At 31.3% G+C, this 18,348-nt stretch carries 19 protein-coding genes, 1 other RNA gene and 1 pseudogene; 11 read left to right on the forward strand and 10 right to left on the reverse strand.

Translation table 11 applies throughout. From position 1 onward, the window contains the following. Positions 1 to 1,928 (reverse strand): annotated as a pseudogene (locus tag OJ995_RS10370) (PKD domain-containing protein); the annotation flags it as partial. 347 nt (positions 1,929 to 2,275) lie between these two features. On the opposite strand from OJ995_RS10370, the gene OJ995_RS10375 reads away from it, so the two are divergent. From OJ995_RS10375 to OJ995_RS10390, 4 genes are read left to right on the forward strand one after another with little or no spacing between them, the layout of a single operon-like run. Next, positions 2,276 to 2,767, forward strand: a complete 492-nt coding sequence (locus OJ995_RS10375; protein WP_264369353.1) for a SixA phosphatase family protein — start codon at positions 2,276 to 2,278, stop codon at positions 2,765 to 2,767. Then, the gene (ppk1, locus tag OJ995_RS10380; protein ID WP_264369354.1) at positions 2,760 to 4,844 is read left to right on the forward strand and encodes a polyphosphate kinase 1; all 2,085 of its coding nucleotides are present in this window, start codon (positions 2,760 to 2,762) and stop codon (positions 4,842 to 4,844) included. The genes OJ995_RS10375 and ppk1 overlap by 8 nt, the downstream gene beginning before the upstream one ends. Before the next feature lie 10 nt (positions 4,845 to 4,854). Then, on the forward strand, positions 4,855 to 5,745 hold the full coding sequence (locus tag OJ995_RS10385) for a Ppx/GppA phosphatase family protein (protein WP_133607079.1): 891 nt from the start codon (positions 4,855 to 4,857) through the stop codon (positions 5,743 to 5,745). A gap of 27 nt (positions 5,746 to 5,772) precedes the next feature. Next, a complete protein-coding gene (locus OJ995_RS10390) occupies positions 5,773 to 6,399 on the forward strand; it encodes a hypothetical protein (protein WP_133607077.1) in 627 nt (208 codons plus the stop codon). Positions 6,400 to 6,547: 148 nt separating this feature from the next. On the opposite strand, the gene OJ995_RS10395 is transcribed toward OJ995_RS10390, so the two are convergent. From OJ995_RS10395 to OJ995_RS10405, 3 genes are all read right to left on the reverse strand, one after another. Further along, positions 6,548 to 6,916, reverse strand: a complete 369-nt coding sequence (locus OJ995_RS10395; protein WP_264369355.1) for a DUF8493 domain-containing protein — start codon at positions 6,914 to 6,916, stop codon at positions 6,548 to 6,550. 320 nt (positions 6,917 to 7,236) lie between these two features. Next, positions 7,237 to 8,310, reverse strand: coding sequence for a DNA polymerase III subunit gamma/tau (dnaX, locus tag OJ995_RS10400; protein WP_264369356.1), 1,074 nt, complete (start codon positions 8,308 to 8,310; stop codon positions 7,237 to 7,239). A 123-nt stretch (positions 8,311 to 8,433) separates the two neighbouring features. After that, entirely contained in the window at positions 8,434 to 8,742 is a 309-nt protein-coding gene (locus tag OJ995_RS10405) for a hypothetical protein (protein WP_264369357.1), read from the reverse strand. A 125-nt stretch (positions 8,743 to 8,867) separates the two neighbouring features. Between OJ995_RS10405 and rnpB the strand changes: the two genes are divergently transcribed. Beyond that, an RNA gene (gene rnpB / locus OJ995_RS10410) (RNase P RNA component class A) lies at positions 8,868 to 9,191 on the forward strand. A gap of 14 nt (positions 9,192 to 9,205) precedes the next feature. Here the strand turns inward: rnpB and rsmD are convergent. From rsmD to OJ995_RS10425, 3 genes are read right to left on the reverse strand one after another with little or no spacing between them, the layout of a single operon-like run. After that, the gene (rsmD, locus tag OJ995_RS10415; RefSeq protein WP_264369358.1) at positions 9,206 to 9,784 is read right to left on the reverse strand and encodes a 16S rRNA (guanine(966)-N(2))-methyltransferase RsmD; all 579 of its coding nucleotides are present in this window, start codon (positions 9,782 to 9,784) and stop codon (positions 9,206 to 9,208) included. Next, positions 9,781 to 10,593 carry a DUF3822 family protein gene (locus tag OJ995_RS10420; protein WP_264369359.1) on the reverse strand — a complete coding sequence of 271 codons (813 nt, stop codon included), beginning with the start codon at positions 10,591 to 10,593 and terminating at the stop codon, positions 9,781 to 9,783. Before OJ995_RS10420 ends, rsmD begins: the two co-directional genes overlap by 4 nt. Next, on the reverse strand, positions 10,577 to 11,338 hold the full coding sequence (locus tag OJ995_RS10425) for a hypothetical protein (RefSeq protein ID WP_264369360.1): 762 nt from the start codon (positions 11,336 to 11,338) through the stop codon (positions 10,577 to 10,579). The genes OJ995_RS10420 and OJ995_RS10425 overlap by 17 nt, the downstream gene beginning before the upstream one ends. 122 nt (positions 11,339 to 11,460) lie before the next feature. Between OJ995_RS10425 and OJ995_RS10430 the strand changes: the two genes are divergently transcribed. Genes OJ995_RS10430 through kdsB form a run of 4 tightly spaced genes read left to right on the forward strand, consistent with a single transcriptional unit; the run spans position 11,461 to position 14,585 of the window. Beyond that, on the forward strand, positions 11,461 to 12,885 hold the full coding sequence (locus tag OJ995_RS10430; protein ID WP_264369361.1) for an ATP-dependent DNA helicase: 1,425 nt from the start codon (positions 11,461 to 11,463) through the stop codon (positions 12,883 to 12,885). 3 nt (positions 12,886 to 12,888) lie between these two features. Continuing rightward, positions 12,889 to 13,455 carry a DUF4126 domain-containing protein gene (locus OJ995_RS10435; protein ID WP_264369362.1) on the forward strand — a complete coding sequence of 189 codons (567 nt, stop codon included), beginning with the start codon at positions 12,889 to 12,891 and terminating at the stop codon, positions 13,453 to 13,455. After that, entirely contained in the window at positions 13,452 to 13,823 is a 372-nt protein-coding gene (locus tag OJ995_RS10440; RefSeq protein WP_264369363.1) for a hypothetical protein, read from the forward strand. Before OJ995_RS10435 ends, OJ995_RS10440 begins: the two co-directional genes overlap by 4 nt. Positions 13,824 to 13,856: 33 nt before the next feature. Next, entirely contained in the window at positions 13,857 to 14,585 is a 729-nt protein-coding gene (gene kdsB / locus OJ995_RS10445; protein ID WP_264369364.1) for a 3-deoxy-manno-octulosonate cytidylyltransferase, read from the forward strand. Here kdsB and OJ995_RS10450 read toward each other — a convergent pair. Both OJ995_RS10450 and OJ995_RS10455 read right to left on the reverse strand, forming a co-directional pair. After that, the gene (locus tag OJ995_RS10450; RefSeq protein WP_264369365.1) at positions 14,582 to 15,286 is read right to left on the reverse strand and encodes a potassium channel family protein; all 705 of its coding nucleotides are present in this window, start codon (positions 15,284 to 15,286) and stop codon (positions 14,582 to 14,584) included. The genes kdsB and OJ995_RS10450 overlap by 4 nt on opposite strands. Then, the gene (locus OJ995_RS10455) at positions 15,286 to 15,948 is read right to left on the reverse strand and encodes a spermidine synthase (protein WP_264369366.1); all 663 of its coding nucleotides are present in this window, start codon (positions 15,946 to 15,948) and stop codon (positions 15,286 to 15,288) included. The genes OJ995_RS10450 and OJ995_RS10455 overlap by 1 nt, the downstream gene beginning before the upstream one ends. A gap of 56 nt (positions 15,949 to 16,004) precedes the next feature. Between OJ995_RS10455 and OJ995_RS10460 the strand changes: the two genes are divergently transcribed. Together OJ995_RS10460 and OJ995_RS10465 are read left to right on the forward strand one after the other, a co-directional pair. After that, entirely contained in the window at positions 16,005 to 16,562 is a 558-nt protein-coding gene (locus OJ995_RS10460; RefSeq protein ID WP_264369367.1) for a 1-acyl-sn-glycerol-3-phosphate acyltransferase, read from the forward strand. 104 nt (positions 16,563 to 16,666) lie between these two features. After that, positions 16,667 to 17,704, forward strand: coding sequence for a hypothetical protein (locus OJ995_RS10465; protein ID WP_264369368.1), 1,038 nt, complete (start codon positions 16,667 to 16,669; stop codon positions 17,702 to 17,704). A gap of 49 nt (positions 17,705 to 17,753) precedes the next feature. Here the strand turns inward: OJ995_RS10465 and OJ995_RS10470 are convergent, their stop codons facing one another. Then, positions 17,754 to 18,215 carry a helix-turn-helix domain-containing protein gene (locus OJ995_RS10470; protein WP_264369369.1) on the reverse strand — a complete coding sequence of 154 codons (462 nt, stop codon included), beginning with the start codon at positions 18,213 to 18,215 and terminating at the stop codon, positions 17,754 to 17,756. Positions 18,216 to 18,348 lie beyond the last annotated feature (133 nt).

The raw sequence follows: 18,348 nt of genomic DNA on the forward strand, positions 1-18,348 counted from the left end.
CCATCACATTGTACTTCTAAATTCGAAGCTTGAACAGAAATCACAGGATTAGTGTTATCAATGATTGTAAATGTAGCAGTAGTTGAAGAACTATTTCCGCAGTTATCAGTAGCAGTAAAAGTTACCGAAGCCGAACCTGTAGCTCCACAAGTATCAGAAACTGAAGTAAAGTTGTTACTCCAAGTTACAGAAGAACAAGTATCACTAGCAGAAGCACCACCATTAGAAGCTAACCAAGCGTTTAGTGCAGCAGTGTTTCCAGCGCCATCACATTGTACTTCTAAATTCGAAGCTTGAACAGAAATCACAGGATTAGTGTTATCAATGATTGTAAATGTAGCAGTAGTTGAAGAACTATTTCCGCAGTTATCAGTAGCAGTAAAAGTTACCGAAGCCGAACCTGTAGCTCCACAAGTATCAGAAACTGAAGTAAAGTTGTTACTCCAAGTTACAGAAGAACAAGTATCACTAGCAGAAGCACCACCATTAGAAGCTAACCAAGCGTTTAGTGCAGCAGTGTTTCCAGCGCCATCACATTGTACTTCTAAATTCGAAGCTTGAACAGAAATCACTGGGTTTGTAGTGTCATTTATATTAAAAATTTGACTACAAGTTATTACATTTAATATTGTATTTTCTCCAGCATCTCTAATTCCATTGTCATTAGCATCAAGATATTCGGTAATTGTATAAGTTCGAGTTACTTGTGTATTACAACCTAAATAAGCACTATTAGAAGCAGTTATTTGGATTACACCACAAGGATTATTTCCAATTATACCATCACCATTTCCTAAAGCTTCAAATTCTAACTCAGTTAAAGAAGTTGCTTGAGGTAATAAATCATAACATTGTAAACTAATAGGAGAAAAAGTTGGACAGGTTACTAAAAATTCACAACAAACTATAGGTGATATTGTAGTTGAATAATTTTTAACACAACCCAAAGCATCAGTAATGGTTGCTGAATAAGTTCCAATACCTAAATTTGATAAATCTTGTGTTGTAGCCCCGATATTCCAAACAACGGAATAAGGAGCAGTTCCCCCAGAAATTGTCAAATCAATAGAAGCTGTAGATCCAGCAACACAAGTTAATCCTTGAACATTAGCATTTATAATCACACCACTAGGATAAACAATTGGAACTGAAAAAGTATTTGTCAATCCCATTGAATCTGTTACAGTTAATGTAGCAGTATTTGAAGCAGTGTTATTATAATTGAAAGTTGGATTTTCTTGTGTAGAATCAATTGTTCCATTGGAATCAAAATCCCAGGCATAAGTGTAAGGAGGTGTTCCTCCATTTGTTGTAGAATCAAAATTTATGGTAGAAATGTTTCCATTTGTACAACCAGAATATTCAAATTGAACCGCAAGGGGAGCGGTAATGATTACACTAGTAGGAAATTCACATTGTGATTTGTTATAGGTACTACAAGAGTATGGAATTAATTCGGATCCATCTCCGGATGTTTTCCAAACAATTAAAATTCTATCTAAAATCATTTCTTGCCCACAAACCCAAGTAAATGGACCATAAAGTAATCGTTGACCTGAACCAGGTGCTACGGTTCCTAAATTTACATTTAATTGGGTTGTTGTTCCATCAATTATCAAATCTGCAAACATTCTTGCATGATAAATATTGCTATTTGAATTTGATGTATAGTTCAACATTACATACATGGTTTGAGACACACCTGGTGTACATGTAGTATTATTTAATGGTACTCCGTTAACATCAGTTAAACTTAAAAAGACATCATCTAAAGTATAATTGTTTGATGTACAATTGTAATAATCTTGATAATAATTAGGAGCAGTACCACATAATCTTAAATCGGGTTTTGTTGTTGTAAATTGTGAATGAACAAAATTAAACCCAAGACAGATAAGAAATATCGAAATGGTAATTTTTGCTTTCATGAACGTTTTGATTTAATTTAACAATAATTGAAAAATAGACCAAAAACGAGTAGTGAATAACTAATAGTTGGGGGAAATAAAAAACAAAAATGATTTTTTAAAAATGATTTAAATTAACTTTTTTAACACATATCTATTACTTGTAAAAAGTAATTAAAGTTCTAGTCAGGGCAACTATTGTAGAAATTTCTTAATGCTAAATTACTCAAAAACTAATAGTTAGCTATAGTTAGGTCCTTGTTTTCGATAAAGTGTTTAAAAAAATCTACTAACTAACTTAAAATTGGCAAAAGCTTTAACTTTTAATTCAAAAAAAAGTAGTAATTTGAATCTCTAAACTAATAACTATGAAAAATTTAATACTTATTAGACATTCTAAATCAAGTTGGGATGCTCCAGTTCAGGATATTGATAGATCTATCTCTCAACGAGGTGTTCGTGATGCCCATTTAATCGCTTCTAAAACACCAAAAATTTTACCTCCTTCTTATATTGTTTGGAGTAGTAAAGCAAAACGTACACAAGAAACGGCTTTCATTTTTTCACAATATCTTTCTATTCCAATCGAAACAATCCATTTTTCGGAAGATTTATACACTTTTGATTCTAAGAAGTTGGAAAAAAATATAAAAAAATGCCAAAATTCATATGATAGTTTAATTCTTTTCGGACATAATGAAGCTATTACAAAATTTGTTAATAAATTTGGGGACCTTTATATTGATAATGTTCCAACATCTGGAGTAGTTGCTTTGCAATTTGATACCCATGATTGGAATGATTTATCTAAAGGAAAAACTATAGCAACATTATTTCCAAGCCAGTTTAAAAATGAGTAATACCATAGATAACTATATAGATAGAGAAAAAAGTTGGTTAACATTTAATGCAAGAGTACTTCAAGAAGCTAACGATGAGAACGTACCTTTATTAGATCGATTTCGTTTTCTTGGAATTTTTTCCAATAACCTTGATGAATTTTTTAGAGTTCGATATGCTGCCATTCGAAGACTAAGTCACGAAAATATAGATACCGAAAAAATACTAGGTTTACCAGCCGAACAATTACTTAAAGAAATTACCGATATTGTTATCGAACAACAATCGGAAAGTTTACGCATACTAAGTGAAATTGAAAAGAAATTAGAAAAAGAAAACATCTTTATTATTAACGAAAAACAAGTTACTAAAGAGCAAGAGGTTTTCATTCATGACTATTTCATTCAAAAAGTAAGTCCAGCGGTTGTAACTATCATGTTAAATGACTTGGAAGAATTTCCTTTATTAAAAGATACTTCGGGTTATTTAGCGATAAAATTAGTAATGAAATCGGATTCGGCTCAAAAAGAAATCCGATATGCCGTTATTGAAATTCCGCATACGATCAATAGATTTGTTGTTTTACCTTCTAATTCAGAAAAACAGTATATCATTCTATTAGATGATGTTATACGTCTTAACTTAAATAGCATCTTTAATATTTTCGATTACGAAAGTATTTCGGCACACATGATTAAAATTACCCGAGATGCTCAGTTAGAGTTTGATAGCGATTTGAGTAAAAGTTTAATTGAAAAAATATCCAATTCGGTTAAAGAAAGAAGAGTAGGTGAGCCCGTTCGTTTTGTCTATGATCAAGCTATCGGAAAAGATACTTTAGAATTTTTTCTAAAAAGAATGAATATTTTAACTTCTGATAGTATTATTCCTGGTGGAAGATATCATAATCGTAGAGATTATATGAACTTCCCTAATTTAGGACGTTACGATTTGTTATATAGAGAAAATCTACCATTACCTGTTCCAGGTTTATCTTTGGAAGGTAGTATTTTAGAACGAATTAAAAAGAAAGATTACTTGCTTTACGCACCCTATCAGTCTTTTTCTTATATCATTAAATTTTTGCGTGAAGCGGCTTTAGATCCAAAGGTAGCTTCCATAAAAATTACATTGTATCGTTTGGCTAAGAATTCCCAAATTGTGAGTTCTTTAATTAACGCGGCTAAAAATGGTAAAAAAGTTACCGTTCAAATTGAATTGCAAGCACGTTTTGATGAAGAAAGTAATATTTCTTATTCCGAACAAATGCAAACTGAAGGTATCGAATTGATTTTTGGTGTTAAAGGTTTAAAAGTACACAGTAAAATTTGTGTAATCGAAAGAATCGAAGAAGGAAGAGTAAAACGTTACGGATTCATTTCAACAGGAAACTTCAATGAAAATTCAGCAAAAGTGTATACCGATGTTACACTTTTTACAAGTAATGTTGAAATTTTAAAAGATGCTGCTAAGATTTTCGATTTCTTTGATGTTAATTATAGAGTGCATCGTTACAAACATTTAATAGTTTCGCCACATTATACAAGAAGTCGTTTTAATAAGTTAATCGATAGAGAAATTTTAAATGCACTTTCTGGAAGAGAAGCCTATATTAAATTGAAAATGAACAGTATATCCGATTATAAAATGACGGATAAATTATATGAAGCAAGCAAAGCTGGTGTGAAAATTCAATTGATTATCAGAGGAATTTGCTGTTTAATTCCCGGTGTAAAAGGATTAAGCGAAAATATTGAAGCGATTAGTATCGTAGATAATTATTTAGAACATTCACGAATTTATATATTTGGTAATGCTGGCGACCCTGAAGTGTATATTTCCTCGGCCGATTTCATGACCCGTAATTTAGATGCAAGGGTAGAAGTTACTTGTCCTATTTACGATCCTGAGATTAAAAAAGAATTAATCGAAACGTTTGAAATAGGTTGGAAAGCCAATGTAAAAGCACGAATTCATTCAGCCGATTTACTAAATCAGTACAGAAAACGTGGCGATGAAAAACCGTTTAGAGCCCAACAAGAAATGTACAATTATTACCAAAACAAATTAGAAGTAATTGCAGAAGAGTTGCAATAATTACAAATAAATGATTACAATAAAAAAATATGCGGCTATCGATATCGGTTCCAATGCCATGAGGTTGTTGGTAACTAATATTGTAGAGCAAGAAGGTTGCGCTCCTCAATTCAACAAAAGTTCCTTAGTTCGTGTTCCAATTCGTTTAGGACAAGACGCGTTTACAGTTGGTGAAATTTCGGAAGAAAACATCGACCGAATGGTTGATGCCATGAAAGCTTTTAAATTATTAATGAAAGTTCACAAAGTAGAACAATATCGTGCTTGTGCCACTTCAGCTATGCGAGAAGCCTATAATGGAAAAGAAGTTGTCGAAATCATTAAGAAAAAAGCCGATATTAAAATTGATGTTATTGATGGTAAAAAAGAAGCAGCTATTATTGCCGCTTCCGATTTAAAACAATTCATAACTTCTGATAAAGCTTATTTATATGTAGATGTTGGTGGTGGAAGCACCGAATTTTCTCTATTTTTTGAAGGAAAAATTATTGCCTCCAAATCATTTAAAAACGGAACCGTTCGTTTGTTAAATGAAATGGTTAACGATATCGTTTGGCAAGAAATGGAAAAATGGATTAAAGCCAATGTGGAACCATTTGAAAATATTACGCTAATTGGTTCTGGTGGAAACATCAATAAATTATTCAAATTATCGGAGAAAAACCAAGACAAACCGCTGTCATACATGTATGTGCAATCGCAATATCAAAAGTTGAACAGCATGACATACGAACAACGTATTGCCGATTTAGGTCTTAACCCAGACCGCGCCGATGTAATTATTCCAGCAACACGTATTTATCTAAATGCCATGAAATGGAGTGGAGCAAGAAACATCTATGTGCCAAAAATTGGGTTATCCGATGGTATCGTGAAAGCGATGTATTATGGGAAGATTTGATGTTGTTTATATTAATTATATGTAATTATGTCAAAACACTTCTTTTGTTTAGCTATACTTCTTTTATTTTTGTCATGCACTGATAAAAATGATAAAATCTTTACATCAGAAATTAAATCAGATACTACTAAATCATATCACAAGAAAGAGAAAACAAAACCTTTATTTGATACTATATTAAATGAAGGTAATGTAATTCTTTATGGAGATACAACTATTCAGAAAGATAAAATTAGAAGAGTTCTAATAAAATTTGAACCATATATAGCTTTTGATGATTATAAAGTTAATATTGAAAATGTCAAAGCTAAACTTGACTTAGATTCTCATGAATTAGGAAAACAATTCAGAACTGTAATTAGAGAATGTTATAATGATTCTGAAAATCTTTTTGCCGGACATTACACTTTTGCGACATGGGGCTGTGGAAGTCCTTGTCAAATGAATGTACTTATTGACAGAAGAACCGGAAAAATATATGATGCTCCGGATTCATCAGTTGGTTCAGAGTATAAAAAAAACAGTAGAATGTTAATTATCAATCCGCCAGAAGAAGAAAATTATTATTATAATGACTGTATATTTTGTAAGCCTGAAATTTACATTCTTAATGAGACAACTAAAAAGTTTGAAAAAAAAGAGCCTCTACAATAACTCCATATAAAAATGATCTGTAACAATGAATGGATTGCTTTATTATCTTGACATTTTTCACAAAAATATTTATCTTTCACAGAAAATTATCATTTTGTAAACATCTCTAATATCGAGCAGCAGAAATTTAACAACTAGTATATTTTCCTTAAACATCCAAATCAAACGTCTTTCTCAACAATTCAATCGTAGGATTAATTTGTTTTAAACGTTCAAATTTTTCTTGTGGTGTAAAAGCGTATTTGTTTTCAACGGTTTCATTTACAACAACTTCAATAGTAATATCGTGGTTGTGTAATTTTCCTCTTAAATATCCTATTAACTCATGGCAACCTGATAAAAATTCCTCTTTCGTACTTTGATTAGGAAGTTCTAAAGTAATGGTGGTTCCGTTTAAGGTTGGATCGTTCATTTGCATGTAAGTAGCTAATAAACGTTTTCCTGTATCAGCCATTTTTTGAGCAAACTTATTCCATTGTAACAGCATATCGGTTTCATTAAATGCTTCTGAAGGCAATTCTTCTCTATGCTTTTGATGCTGATTTTGCTGGGCTTCTAAGTCTTTTTTAGCTTTTATACTAGCTAACGAAAGTGCCGAAACTTTTGTTCCTGTCGGATTTAAATTCGTTAAAACCGGTTTTGGAATTTCTGGAACAATTGGAGCAACTACTTCATTTTCAACATGAGGAATTTCTGTAACTTCAGGTTCTTTTACAACGGTTTCAGCAACTACAACAGGTTTTGTTTCCTCAGTTGGAATTTGCGTTTTAATCGTTGGAATTTCAGTAATAGAGTAGGAGTTGTTCTTGTAATAAGTAGCCGGAATTATAAATTTAGCTACTTTTTTTTTTCTCCATCAAAAGTGATAGAGGCTAATTGCATCAAACAAAGTTCAACTAAAAGTCGCTGATTTTGACTGACTTTAAATTTCAAATCGCATTCGTTTGCCAATTCAATTCCTTTTATCAAGAAATCATGCATAGCTTTGTGCGATTGCGTTGCATATAAAGCTTGCGCTTGTTCGCCAGCTTCTAATAAAGGAAGAGTTGCCGGGTTTTTACAAACCAATAAATCTCTAAAATGCGATGCTAAACCTGCTATAAAATGATGTCCGTCAAAACCTTTTGCTAAAATATCATTGTAAGCAACTAATAAATCCGGAATTTTATTTTCTAAAATTAAATCGGTGATTCTGATGTAATATTCAAAATCTAATACGTTTAAATTCTCGGTAACAGCTTGTCTGGTTAAATTATTTCCACAATATGAAACTACTCTGTCAAAAATTGACAAAGCATCACGCATAGCACCATCTGCTTTTTGAGCGATAATATGCAAAGCATCATCTTCGTAAGCAACACCTTGTTCTTTTGCAATTTCGGCTAAATGTTCTTTCGCATCTTTAACCGTGATTCTTTTAAAATCAAATATCTGACAACGCGATAAAATCGTTGGTATTATTTTATGTTTTTCAGTAGTCGCTAAAATAAAAATGGCATGTTTAGGTGGTTCTTCTAATGTTTTAAGGAAAGCATTAAAAGCTGCTTGTGAAAGCATGTGCACCTCGTCGATAATGTAAACCTTATATTTTCCTGTTTGTGGAGGTATTCTAACTTGGTCGATAATACTTCTAATATCGTCAACACCATTGTTAGAAGCCGCATCTAATTCGAATACATTAAACGAAAAATCTTCATACGGGTCATCATAACCTTCTTGATTGATTTTTCGAGCTAAAATACGCGCGCAAGTTGTTTTTCCAACACCACGTGGTCCAGTAAATAATAAGGCTTGCGCTAAGTGATTGGTCTCAATAGCATTCAACAAAGTATTTGTAATAGCCTGTTGACCCACAACATCTTTAAATGTTTGCGGACGATATTTACGAGCTGATACGATAAATTGTTCCATAAATTCTATTGAAACACAAATATAGAGGTAAAAATTCCAAAAGGCAAATTCCGAAATCTAAATTGAGGAAAATGTTGCTAAAAGTTATTCACAATTTTCAGATTATTGAATCTTGAACTAATATTAAAGAGTAGGAGTGTGTTTGTTTTTGATGGCTAATTTAGATACTAATTCTGCATTTTCATCTGAAGAATTTGCGGAAGTTCCTGTAACAAATACACCTTTTAGTCCATATTTTGAAACGATACCATAAACTGAAGCCTGATCGTCTGGATTGGAGTTTCCTTCGTAATGGTAAATATGATTAATGGTATAGTTTTCGGGATGTAAAACGATATCTTTTTCATTTTGATTGAAATCAAAAGTAAATCCTTTCTCTCTTAATTTTTTTAAAGCTTCTGAAACCGAGGCATAATGATAGATACTTGACATAGTAATGAGAATTAAAAGATTTGTGGACTATAAATTTACAATTTAAATAAAGAATAAAAGCCAAACGTTATGTTAAACTATCTATTAAAATTTCTTTAAAACCATATAAATTATTGTAAGTTTGCACCGCAGACCGCCTTATCGTCCGTGTGTAAGCATGGTAGGAAAGTCCGGACACCAAAGAGTAGCATAGCGGGTAACGCCCGTCCGTTGAAAGGCGAGGACAAGTGCAACAGAAAGTATGTACAGGTAATGCTGTAGTGAAACCAGGTAAACTCTATGCGGTGAAATGTCAAGTATATCAGCAGTTTCTGAGCAATCAGAATAAGGGCGACTCGTCCGATGTTGAAGGGTAGACAGCTTGAGTCACGCAGTAATGTGTGATCTAGATAAATGATAAGGCCACGCTTTGGCGTGGACAGAATCCGGCTTATAGGTCTGCTTTTTTTATTTTTTGAAGATTTTACCCTTCATCTTCCTCTTCAATATCTTCTTCTTCGTCGCTTTCAAATTCATAAAAAGAAAATACAGAACCACCATAACTTTTTGAAAACGAGAAATTTGTTAGGTGTTCTAGTTTTGTATGTTTGGAATGTTCTACAATCAACATACCTTCTTCATCTAAAATTTCGTTTTCAAAAATAAGCTGAATAATTTTTTCAAAATTTTCCTGACCTAAATCATAAGGTGGATCAGCAAAAACGATATCATAACTCGTTTTACTTTTTTCTAAGAATTTAAAAACATCACTTTTGATAACGCTGATATCTAAATCTAAATCGGTTGAAGTTTTTTTAATGAAATTTACACAACCCATATCGCCATCAACACTTGTAATTGGTCCAGCGCCACGAGAAGCAAATTCGTAACTTATGTTGCCAGTTCCAGCAAATAAGTCGAGCACTTTTAATCCATGTAAATTAAAATAGTTATTCAGAATATTGAACAACGATTCCTTACACATATCGGTTGTAGGACGAACAGGTAAATTTTTAGGAGCAACTAATCTACGCCCTTTGTGTTTTCCGGAGATAATTCTCATGAATGATATAGTATAAAGTGATTTCTTAAAGCAGTGGGAGTAATGTCTAAAATTGATGCTTTACTAGTAACATCTAATAAACTACAATTTCTAATGTATTGGAAAGCTATTTTAAAACAAGCGTCGTCTTCAGAACAATTTCCTAATATTTGAACCAAAATAGTTTCAGGATTTAGTTGTAATTGCTCGCATGTGAACAAAATATAATAAATAAAATCTTCTGGTGTTTTATATTGAAAAGAGTTGAAAAGAATCAATTGTTGATTTTTAACTACAATAAGTTCAAAATGTTCTTTTTGTACATGAACAAAAACTTGCTTTTCTTCTTTGTTTTTAGATAAATCGAGTAGTTGTTTTACCAAAACAGAATTCGAATTTTGGTATTCAAAAGTTTCATATTGATCTAAAAGGAAATTGTTGATATTAACGAAAGGGACATAAATGTTATTCATTTCATATGGAAAAATAACATCATGTGTAAAAAAATCAGTTTCAAAAACTTTTGTATTGTATTGCAAATAACTCGCTAAAAAATTAGCGTCGAATAGGGAAGTAGGAACAAAAGCATTTAGGTTGTTGTCATGTATAACCATTACCTCGTCATATGATTTGGTAAGAATTGGATAATCGACAAAAGTTCGCCACAATTGTTCTTCCATTACTTTATTTTTCTCAAAGGGAATTGACATAGTGGTCATTACCTTATTAGAAATTAAATCAAAGACACAAAAAGAAAGTCCACTCAAGGAAACCTGAATGGACAACTTTTTGTATGTTTTTTGAGTAATGTCGTTATTCGTTATTACCATATTTTTTTGGCCAGTTTCCAGTAAGAGTTACTTCTTCTAGTGAACCTAAAATAATTTGTGGACCATTGATTTCGTCAATAGACTCAACTTTATTTTCTTGTTTTACTAATTCTTGATCTAAATCTTTTAATAAAGCATTTTTGTCAATAATAGCTTGGAATACAGAAAGATTCATATCGTTTCTACTAACAACTCCTGTTTTCATAGATACTGGAACTTCAACTCCACCAACTTTTACAACATTAAGTCTTTTGTAACGATCAGAATTTTTGAATAATGAATCTTTAACAGATACAGAACCTAATTTAGTAATGATTACTTCATCTTTAAAGAAACCACCAACACCATCAGCACCAACAGTGATACCAAAAGCAGCATTTTTAGCAGCATCAATAACAGCAGTATCTCTTCTAGAAATAATTTCAAATTGTCCGTTTTCTACAAACTTGATTAATTCCTCAAAAGTATCAGCATATTTCCCGTTAACAGATTTATAACCTGTTTGAAGTTTTTTGATGTCTAACATAGTTTTAACAGCAACTTCGTAACGAGCTTCTTTTTCATTTTGAAACTCAATAGGTTTCATAATAGATGAGTATATTAAATATACAAGAAAAAGAGAAATTCCCCATAATACTATAGAGAATATTTTTTTATTTCCAGGTGTAACAAATTTATCAATTAGTTTAACCATTGCAAAGATTAAAATAATTAATACGACTAAATAAATAGCAATTTCTAACATTTGAATAATTTATTTTTAGTTAAATAGGTACGCAAATCTACAATTTTTTTTTCTACACAAAAGAATTTCTTGTAAAAATCATCAGTATATTTGAAAAATTAATATTGGCCAAATCCATTTTCATGACTTATAAGCTGTTTTACAATTTATTACAAAATAATTTTCCGCATCAACCCACACAAAAACAAGAAGTTTTTTTTCAGAAAATTGCTGATTTCATTTTGAATTCGACATCTGATGATATTTTTGTTCTCAAAGGTTATGCCGGAACGGGTAAAACAACCATAATTTCTACGGTTATTAATAATTTGGGCGATGTTAATATGAAAGCAGTATTGTTAGCTCCAACAGGTAGAGCTGCAAAAGTGATTAGTAATTATTCAGGAAAGCCAGCATTTACAATTCATAAGAGAATTTATTTTCCTAAAAAAAATAAAACGGGAGGCGTTAGCTTTACCTTACAACAAAATAAATTTAAGAACACACTTTTTATTGTAGACGAGTCTTCTATGATTTCAGATACGAATCAAGATTCTAAATTATATGAAAATGGTTCGTTGTTAGATGATTTGTTCTTTTATGTAGAAGCTGGAAAAAACTGTAAATTGCTATTAATAGGGGATACCGCCCAGTTGCCTCCAGTAAATATGAGTGTGAGTCCAGCTTTAGATATTGATTCACTTTCATTACATTATCAAAAAAATGTGCATCATATTGAATTAGATGAAGTAATGCGTCAGGCAGAACATTCTGGAATTTTGTATAATGCTACCGAATTACGTGAATTATTACATTCGCATTTTATTGATACGTTTCAATTTAAGCTAAAAGGATTTAAAGACATTGTTCGTCTGCAAGATGGATATGAAATTCAAGATGCTATTCATCAGGCTTATGATAATTATAGTATTGAAGATACGGTTTTCATTTTACGTTCTAATAAAAGAGCCAATCAGTATAACCAACAAATTAGAACTTCCATTTTATCAAAGGAAAGTGAAATTTCAACTGGAGATTACATGATGGTCGTAAAAAATAATTATTTTTGGTTAAAGGAAGAATCAGAAGCTGGTTTTATTGCTAATGGCGATATCATTGAAATTTTAGAAATCAGAAAAATTCAAGAGTTGTACGGATTTAAATTCGCAACGGTAAAAGTTAGAATGGTTGATTATCCCAATCAAATTCCGTTTGATACTGTTATCATGTTAGATACAATTATGAGCGAATCACCTTCGTTAACCTATGAAGAATCGAATAAATTGTATCAAGAAGTGTTATTGGATTATGAAGACGAGCGTCAGCAATATAAAAAATTACAGAAAGTTAAGGAAAATGAGTATTTCAATGCCTTGCAAGTTAAATTCTCTTATGCGATAACGTGTCATAAATCGCAAGGTGGCCAATGGAAAACAGTTTTTGTAGAGCAACCTTATTTGCCAAATGGTATAGATATTGATTATGTGAGATGGTTGTATACAGCCATTACACGTGCAGAAGAAAAACTATATTTAATTGGATTTAAAGATGAATATTTTCACAATTAAGCTATGTTAGAAACGATAATTAGTGTTTGTTTAGGAATTGGATTAGCCGCTTCGGCTGGTTTTAGAGTCTTTATTCCTTTGTTTGTGCTAAGTTTAGCCACACATTTTGGATATGTTCCTGTGGGAGATTCATTTGCTTGGATTGGAAGTTTAACCGCAATTATTTGTTTGGGAATAGCCACAGTAATTGAAATTCTTGCTTATTACATTCCGTATATTGATAATTTATTAGATACTCTAGCTGTTCCTTTGGCAGGAATAGCCGGAACGGTTGTGATGGCTTCCACTTTAGTCGATTTAGATCCATTGATAACTTGGGGATTAGCCATCATTGCAGGAGGCGGAACCGCTACTGCTATAAATTCAGCAACAGCAGTAACAAGAGCAACATCAACGGTAACTACTGGCGGAATAGGAAATCATTTAGTTTCTACTTCAGAAACAGCAACGGCATCTTTTGTATCCGTTTTGGCTATTTTCTTGCCTATTGTTGCTTTTATTGTTGTTATCCTTATTATTTTTGTCGGAATTAGATTGTTCAAAAAGTTTTTTTCTAAAAAAGAGAAATGAAATTAAAAACTAAAATAATTATAGGTATTTGTTTAACCCTTTTTTTATTCTTCTCATATATTTGTTATGGACTATATTTAATGAGTATTGAAGATAAATACGGAGTTTTTCAAGAATTATATTATGAAATTGATAAATCTGATAATTACTTTATAATTGTTGATAATAAAGAAGCTGGTTTAATACAAAAATTAGATGATGAAATTTTTGTTACAATTGATGATTGTATGAAACATCTTTTAAATTATTCTAATAAAAAAATTGAAGTATATCAGTTTGAAATTAGTGAAACAAAAACCGATTTTACTATAAAAGACGCCATTCTTTTAAAAAATAATGAGAAAACAGAATTGATATTTAAAAATTAAATTTATGCCTTAGGCGATAATTATAAATCAACCATGAAAATAATAGCTGTAATTCCTGCTCGATATGCATCCACACGTTTCCCTGCAAAATTAATGCAAGATTTAGGTGGCAAAACTGTAATTCTTAGAACCTATGAAGCAGCTATGTCAACAAATTTATTTGATGATGTTTTCGTGGTTACGGATTCTGATTTAATTTTCAACGAAATTATTTCGAATGGAGGCAAAGCCATCATGTCTATAAAAGAACACGAAAGCGGAAGTGACAGAATTGCAGAAGCGGTTGAAAACATGGATGTTGATGTTGTAATTAACGTGCAAGGTGATGAACCATTTATCAATAAAAAGCCTTTAGAAGAATTAATCGAAGTCTTTAAAAACGATACTGAAAAGAAAGTTGATTTGGGTTCGTTAATGTTTCAAATTACTGATAAAGAAGAAATTAACAATCCTAATAACGTAAAAGTAATTACTGACCAACAAGGTTTTGCTCTTTACTTTTCGCGTTCGGTTATTCCGTTTCCAAGAGAAGAAAATGTTGGTGTTCGTTATATGAAACACATCGGAATTTACGCTTTTAGAAAAGAAGCTTTGATGGATTTTTATCGTTTACCTATGTTATCATTAGAGGCTTCTGAAAAACTTGAGCAACTTCGTTATTTAGAATACGGAAAACGTATTAAAATGGTGGAAACTTCGCACGGAAGCATCGGAATTGACACTATTGAAGATTTAGAAAAAGCGAGAAAGTTATTGTCTTAAATTTCTTCGTCTTCAAAATAGCCTTTACTTTTTACTTTTGTTGAGAAAAAATTTAAAAATAAGATTACAAACGATAAAAAGAACAATGCTTGTAAACTAACCAATACTTTTCCAAAAGTGGTAATAGGGTAGTAATCTCCGTATCCAATGGAATTTGAACTTATTAAACTAAAATAAACAGAATCGAACCAGTGTTCAAAAGGTTTATTCATATTATCTCCCAAAGTATATAAAACTGCAAACGAAACTACAACTTCAATGTAATTAAAGAACAACAATAACATTGAACGTTTATAAGAGCGAGGTCTTGAAAATAAATCGGAGGCAAAAATCAATGTTGGAATATAGAGTATGGTTTCTAATAATAAAAAGACCAATATCCAAATCACATAATCATGATTTTGCCAGTCATTTATCAGAATTAAGAATGGAAAGATCACCTTAGACAAAACATATAAATCCATTGCCAAATCCTTATATTCATGACCGAATTTATTAGCAAAATGTTTAATATAAATTCCTAAAAAGAACAATTGAGAAATCGATAAAAACAAACGAACAATCTTCTCAATCCCATTATCATCTTCATGATCATTGTTCCAAATAGATTGAATATTAGAAATTCTCTTTTGAAGAGGGCTAATTGATTGTGAATGATTTTCACTGACTTTACCAACCAATAATTTTTTTACTACACGCATTAGGCTAATTTTTTAATGGTAAACAATTCGTTATGTACTTCAATTTTTGGGTATAGTCTTACAGAATAATTACTGTCAAATTTACTTTTATAAATTGCATTTCTTCTTCTATCTTGATAATCTAAAATCATGGTATTAAATAAGATAAAACCATTTACATTAAGTAAAAAATTAATTCTATTAATAAAAAAATCTTCAAATAAAAAGTTAGGCATTGTAGTATCTTGAAAAATATCAATAACGATTAAATCGTATTTTTCTTTGGTTTTCAAAACGAATTCAAAAGCATCGTCAATTACTATAGTAACATTCTCATAATTCCCCAATCCAAAATATTTTGTTGCCAATTCAACTACCGTTGCATCAATTTCAACTCCCGTGATTTTACCATCAAATTTCACTTCTTTTTTAAGAGTTTCAATTACACTTCCACCCGCAACTCCTAAAACTAGAATGGAGTTAAAATTTTGAATACGCTCGTAACCAATGTATTTTAATCCTTTTTTTAATACACGTTGTAAACTACCAAAAGAATAATTAGTATTTTCTGAATCTAATACCAATTGCCCATTATTCCAGGTCACTTCTAGATTTTTACTGTAAACCGATTTCTTTTGGTGAATTTTTATAGGTAATAAATAACTCAATAAACGCTTAATCATGTATTTTTGTTTGTTATCGTAAATATAATTTTATTTTTGTCTCAAAATAGTCTCATATGAAACAAATTATATACAAATTTATTTTCTGTAAAATTTTTGGATGGAAAGTAGTTGGCTCCATAGCTCCAATAGTAAAAAAATGTGTAATTATTGCTGTTCCTCATACAAGTTGGTGGGATTTTTTTCTAGGTATTTTTTCTCGTGGAATTTTAAATTTGGAAATTAATTACGTGGCTAAAAAGGAATTATTCATATTTCCATTCAAATATTTTTTTACTTGGACAGGAGGAACGCCTTTAAATCGCCAAAAAAATGAGAATAAAGTAGATACTATCGCTAAAATATTTCAAGAAAAAGAAGTGTTTCGATTAGCCATTGCTCCTGAAGGTACTCGAAAAAAAGTAACCGAATGGAAAACAGGTTTTTATTACATGGCCCTAAAAGCGAATGTACCAATAATTCCCGTTGCCTTTGATTACGGAAGAAAAGAAGTGGTTTATCATGAACCTTTTTATCCAACCGGAAATATCGAAGCTGATATTAAATTTTTAGAATCGTATTATAAAGGAGTCATTGGAAAAGTTCCAGAATTGAGTTATGTTCCAAAGGAATAATCTATTTAAAGTGTTTATTATTAGGAAGATAAAATAAATTTCACTCAAAATAAAACCAAGAAGAATAGTTTTTCGTAGATAGAAGAAACCAAAACTTTTAACAAATGAAAAAACTATTTTTACCTCTTGCTTTAGTAGCAGTTTTATTTACTTCTTGTAATGACGACGATTCTTCAATGGTAACTCCTGAACCAGAACCAATTGATCAAACACCAACTCCGGCTCAGGAATTAAAATTGGTAACCACTAGTAACACATCAGGAAAAATATCATTTACAGATTTACTAGCGACAACGCCTACTGCAAAAAGTTTTACAATTAGTTCAACGGATGCAGATGGTGTTTACTATGATACATTTAAAGATCAAGTAGTTTTGGCTTCTCGAACCAATAATAGAGTAGAAGCTTACAACGGATTAAGAAATGCCATCATTTCATCTGCAACAACATTAGATTTATCGTTTTCTTCTTCAGTGGATTTTACAAACGCTCGTGAAATTGCGGTTTCAGGAGATAAATTAGTGGTAGCTCAAGATCAAAATGCTGGTAATGGAAATATCAGTAAATTTTATGTGTACCAAAGAAATACAACTGGATTTACACTTTTAAATACATACACTGTAGATATCAAACTTTGGGGAATCCATTTAGATGGAACTACCATGTATGCTATTGCTGATAATACTAGCGATTTAGTAGTTTACAACAATTTCTTTTCAAATGCTACAGGGTCAATTTCGGCTTCAAAAAGAGTAACTATTGAAGGCTTAGTTAGAACACACGGAATTACTTATTCTCCGCAAGATAATGTAATGGTTTTATCCGATGTAGGATTAGCTTCAAGCGCAACCGACGGTGGTTTAGTGGTTATTAATAACTTTACTTCTGTACTAAACATGACGAATAATTTGGGAACAATTGCTATGAACAATCAAATTAGAGTGTACGGACCTAATTCTATGTTAGGAAACCCTGTCGATGTTGCTTATGACCACGTAACAAATGCAATTTATGTAGCAGAACGCTTGAATTCAGGCGGTTTAGTTTTAAAATTTGCTTTCCCAACAATGTCAGCAGATGCAACACCTCAAATGAGTAGAGCAGAAGCAGGAGTAACAGCAGTTTATTTACACAGAAGATAAAGGTTAGTTATTTAATTATTTAAGAACTCTGGAGAAATTCAGAGTTTTTTTATGGTTTATAGTTTTTGAAAGTCCCGTTTTTAAAAAACACTACAATGCGCTCTATTTCTTCAGGAGAATTATTTTCTGTTTTAATCGATTCTACAGTATTGCTTTCTGAAAGAGTAGGAGGAATTCCTTTTTCTACAGTCGAAAATAAATCCAGTTCCGAATTAGGGATATCTACAATTGGTAATGAAGATGTATCTTTTTCAATTTCTATAACTGACTGAGCCACAATTTCAGATTTCGGAAAATTTCCCTTACCGTTTAAAATCCAATACAAATCTACTTCAGGAAAAACCTCAATTACTTTGATGATAAAATCTAAGCTAGGTTTATTTCTCCCAGAGAGTAGGTGAGACAAACTCGAACGCTGCACATTGATTTTATCCGCAAATGCAGAAGCAGATAAATTATAATAATCGAGTATAATTTCTAAACGTTTAATAAAATCATCGATGTTTACCATTGTAAATAGTGAATAGATTTAAAGAATTACAAATGTAAACAATAATAGTGAATTAAGCAAGTTTACAAATGTAAATAGAAGGTTTTAATGTAAATAAAGACTTAATGTGAGTAATGTTATTAAACTGATTTAC

This window comes from Flavobacterium lacisediminis (assembly GCF_025909975.1).
Classification (GTDB): domain Bacteria; phylum Bacteroidota; class Bacteroidia; order Flavobacteriales; family Flavobacteriaceae; genus Flavobacterium; species Flavobacterium lacisediminis.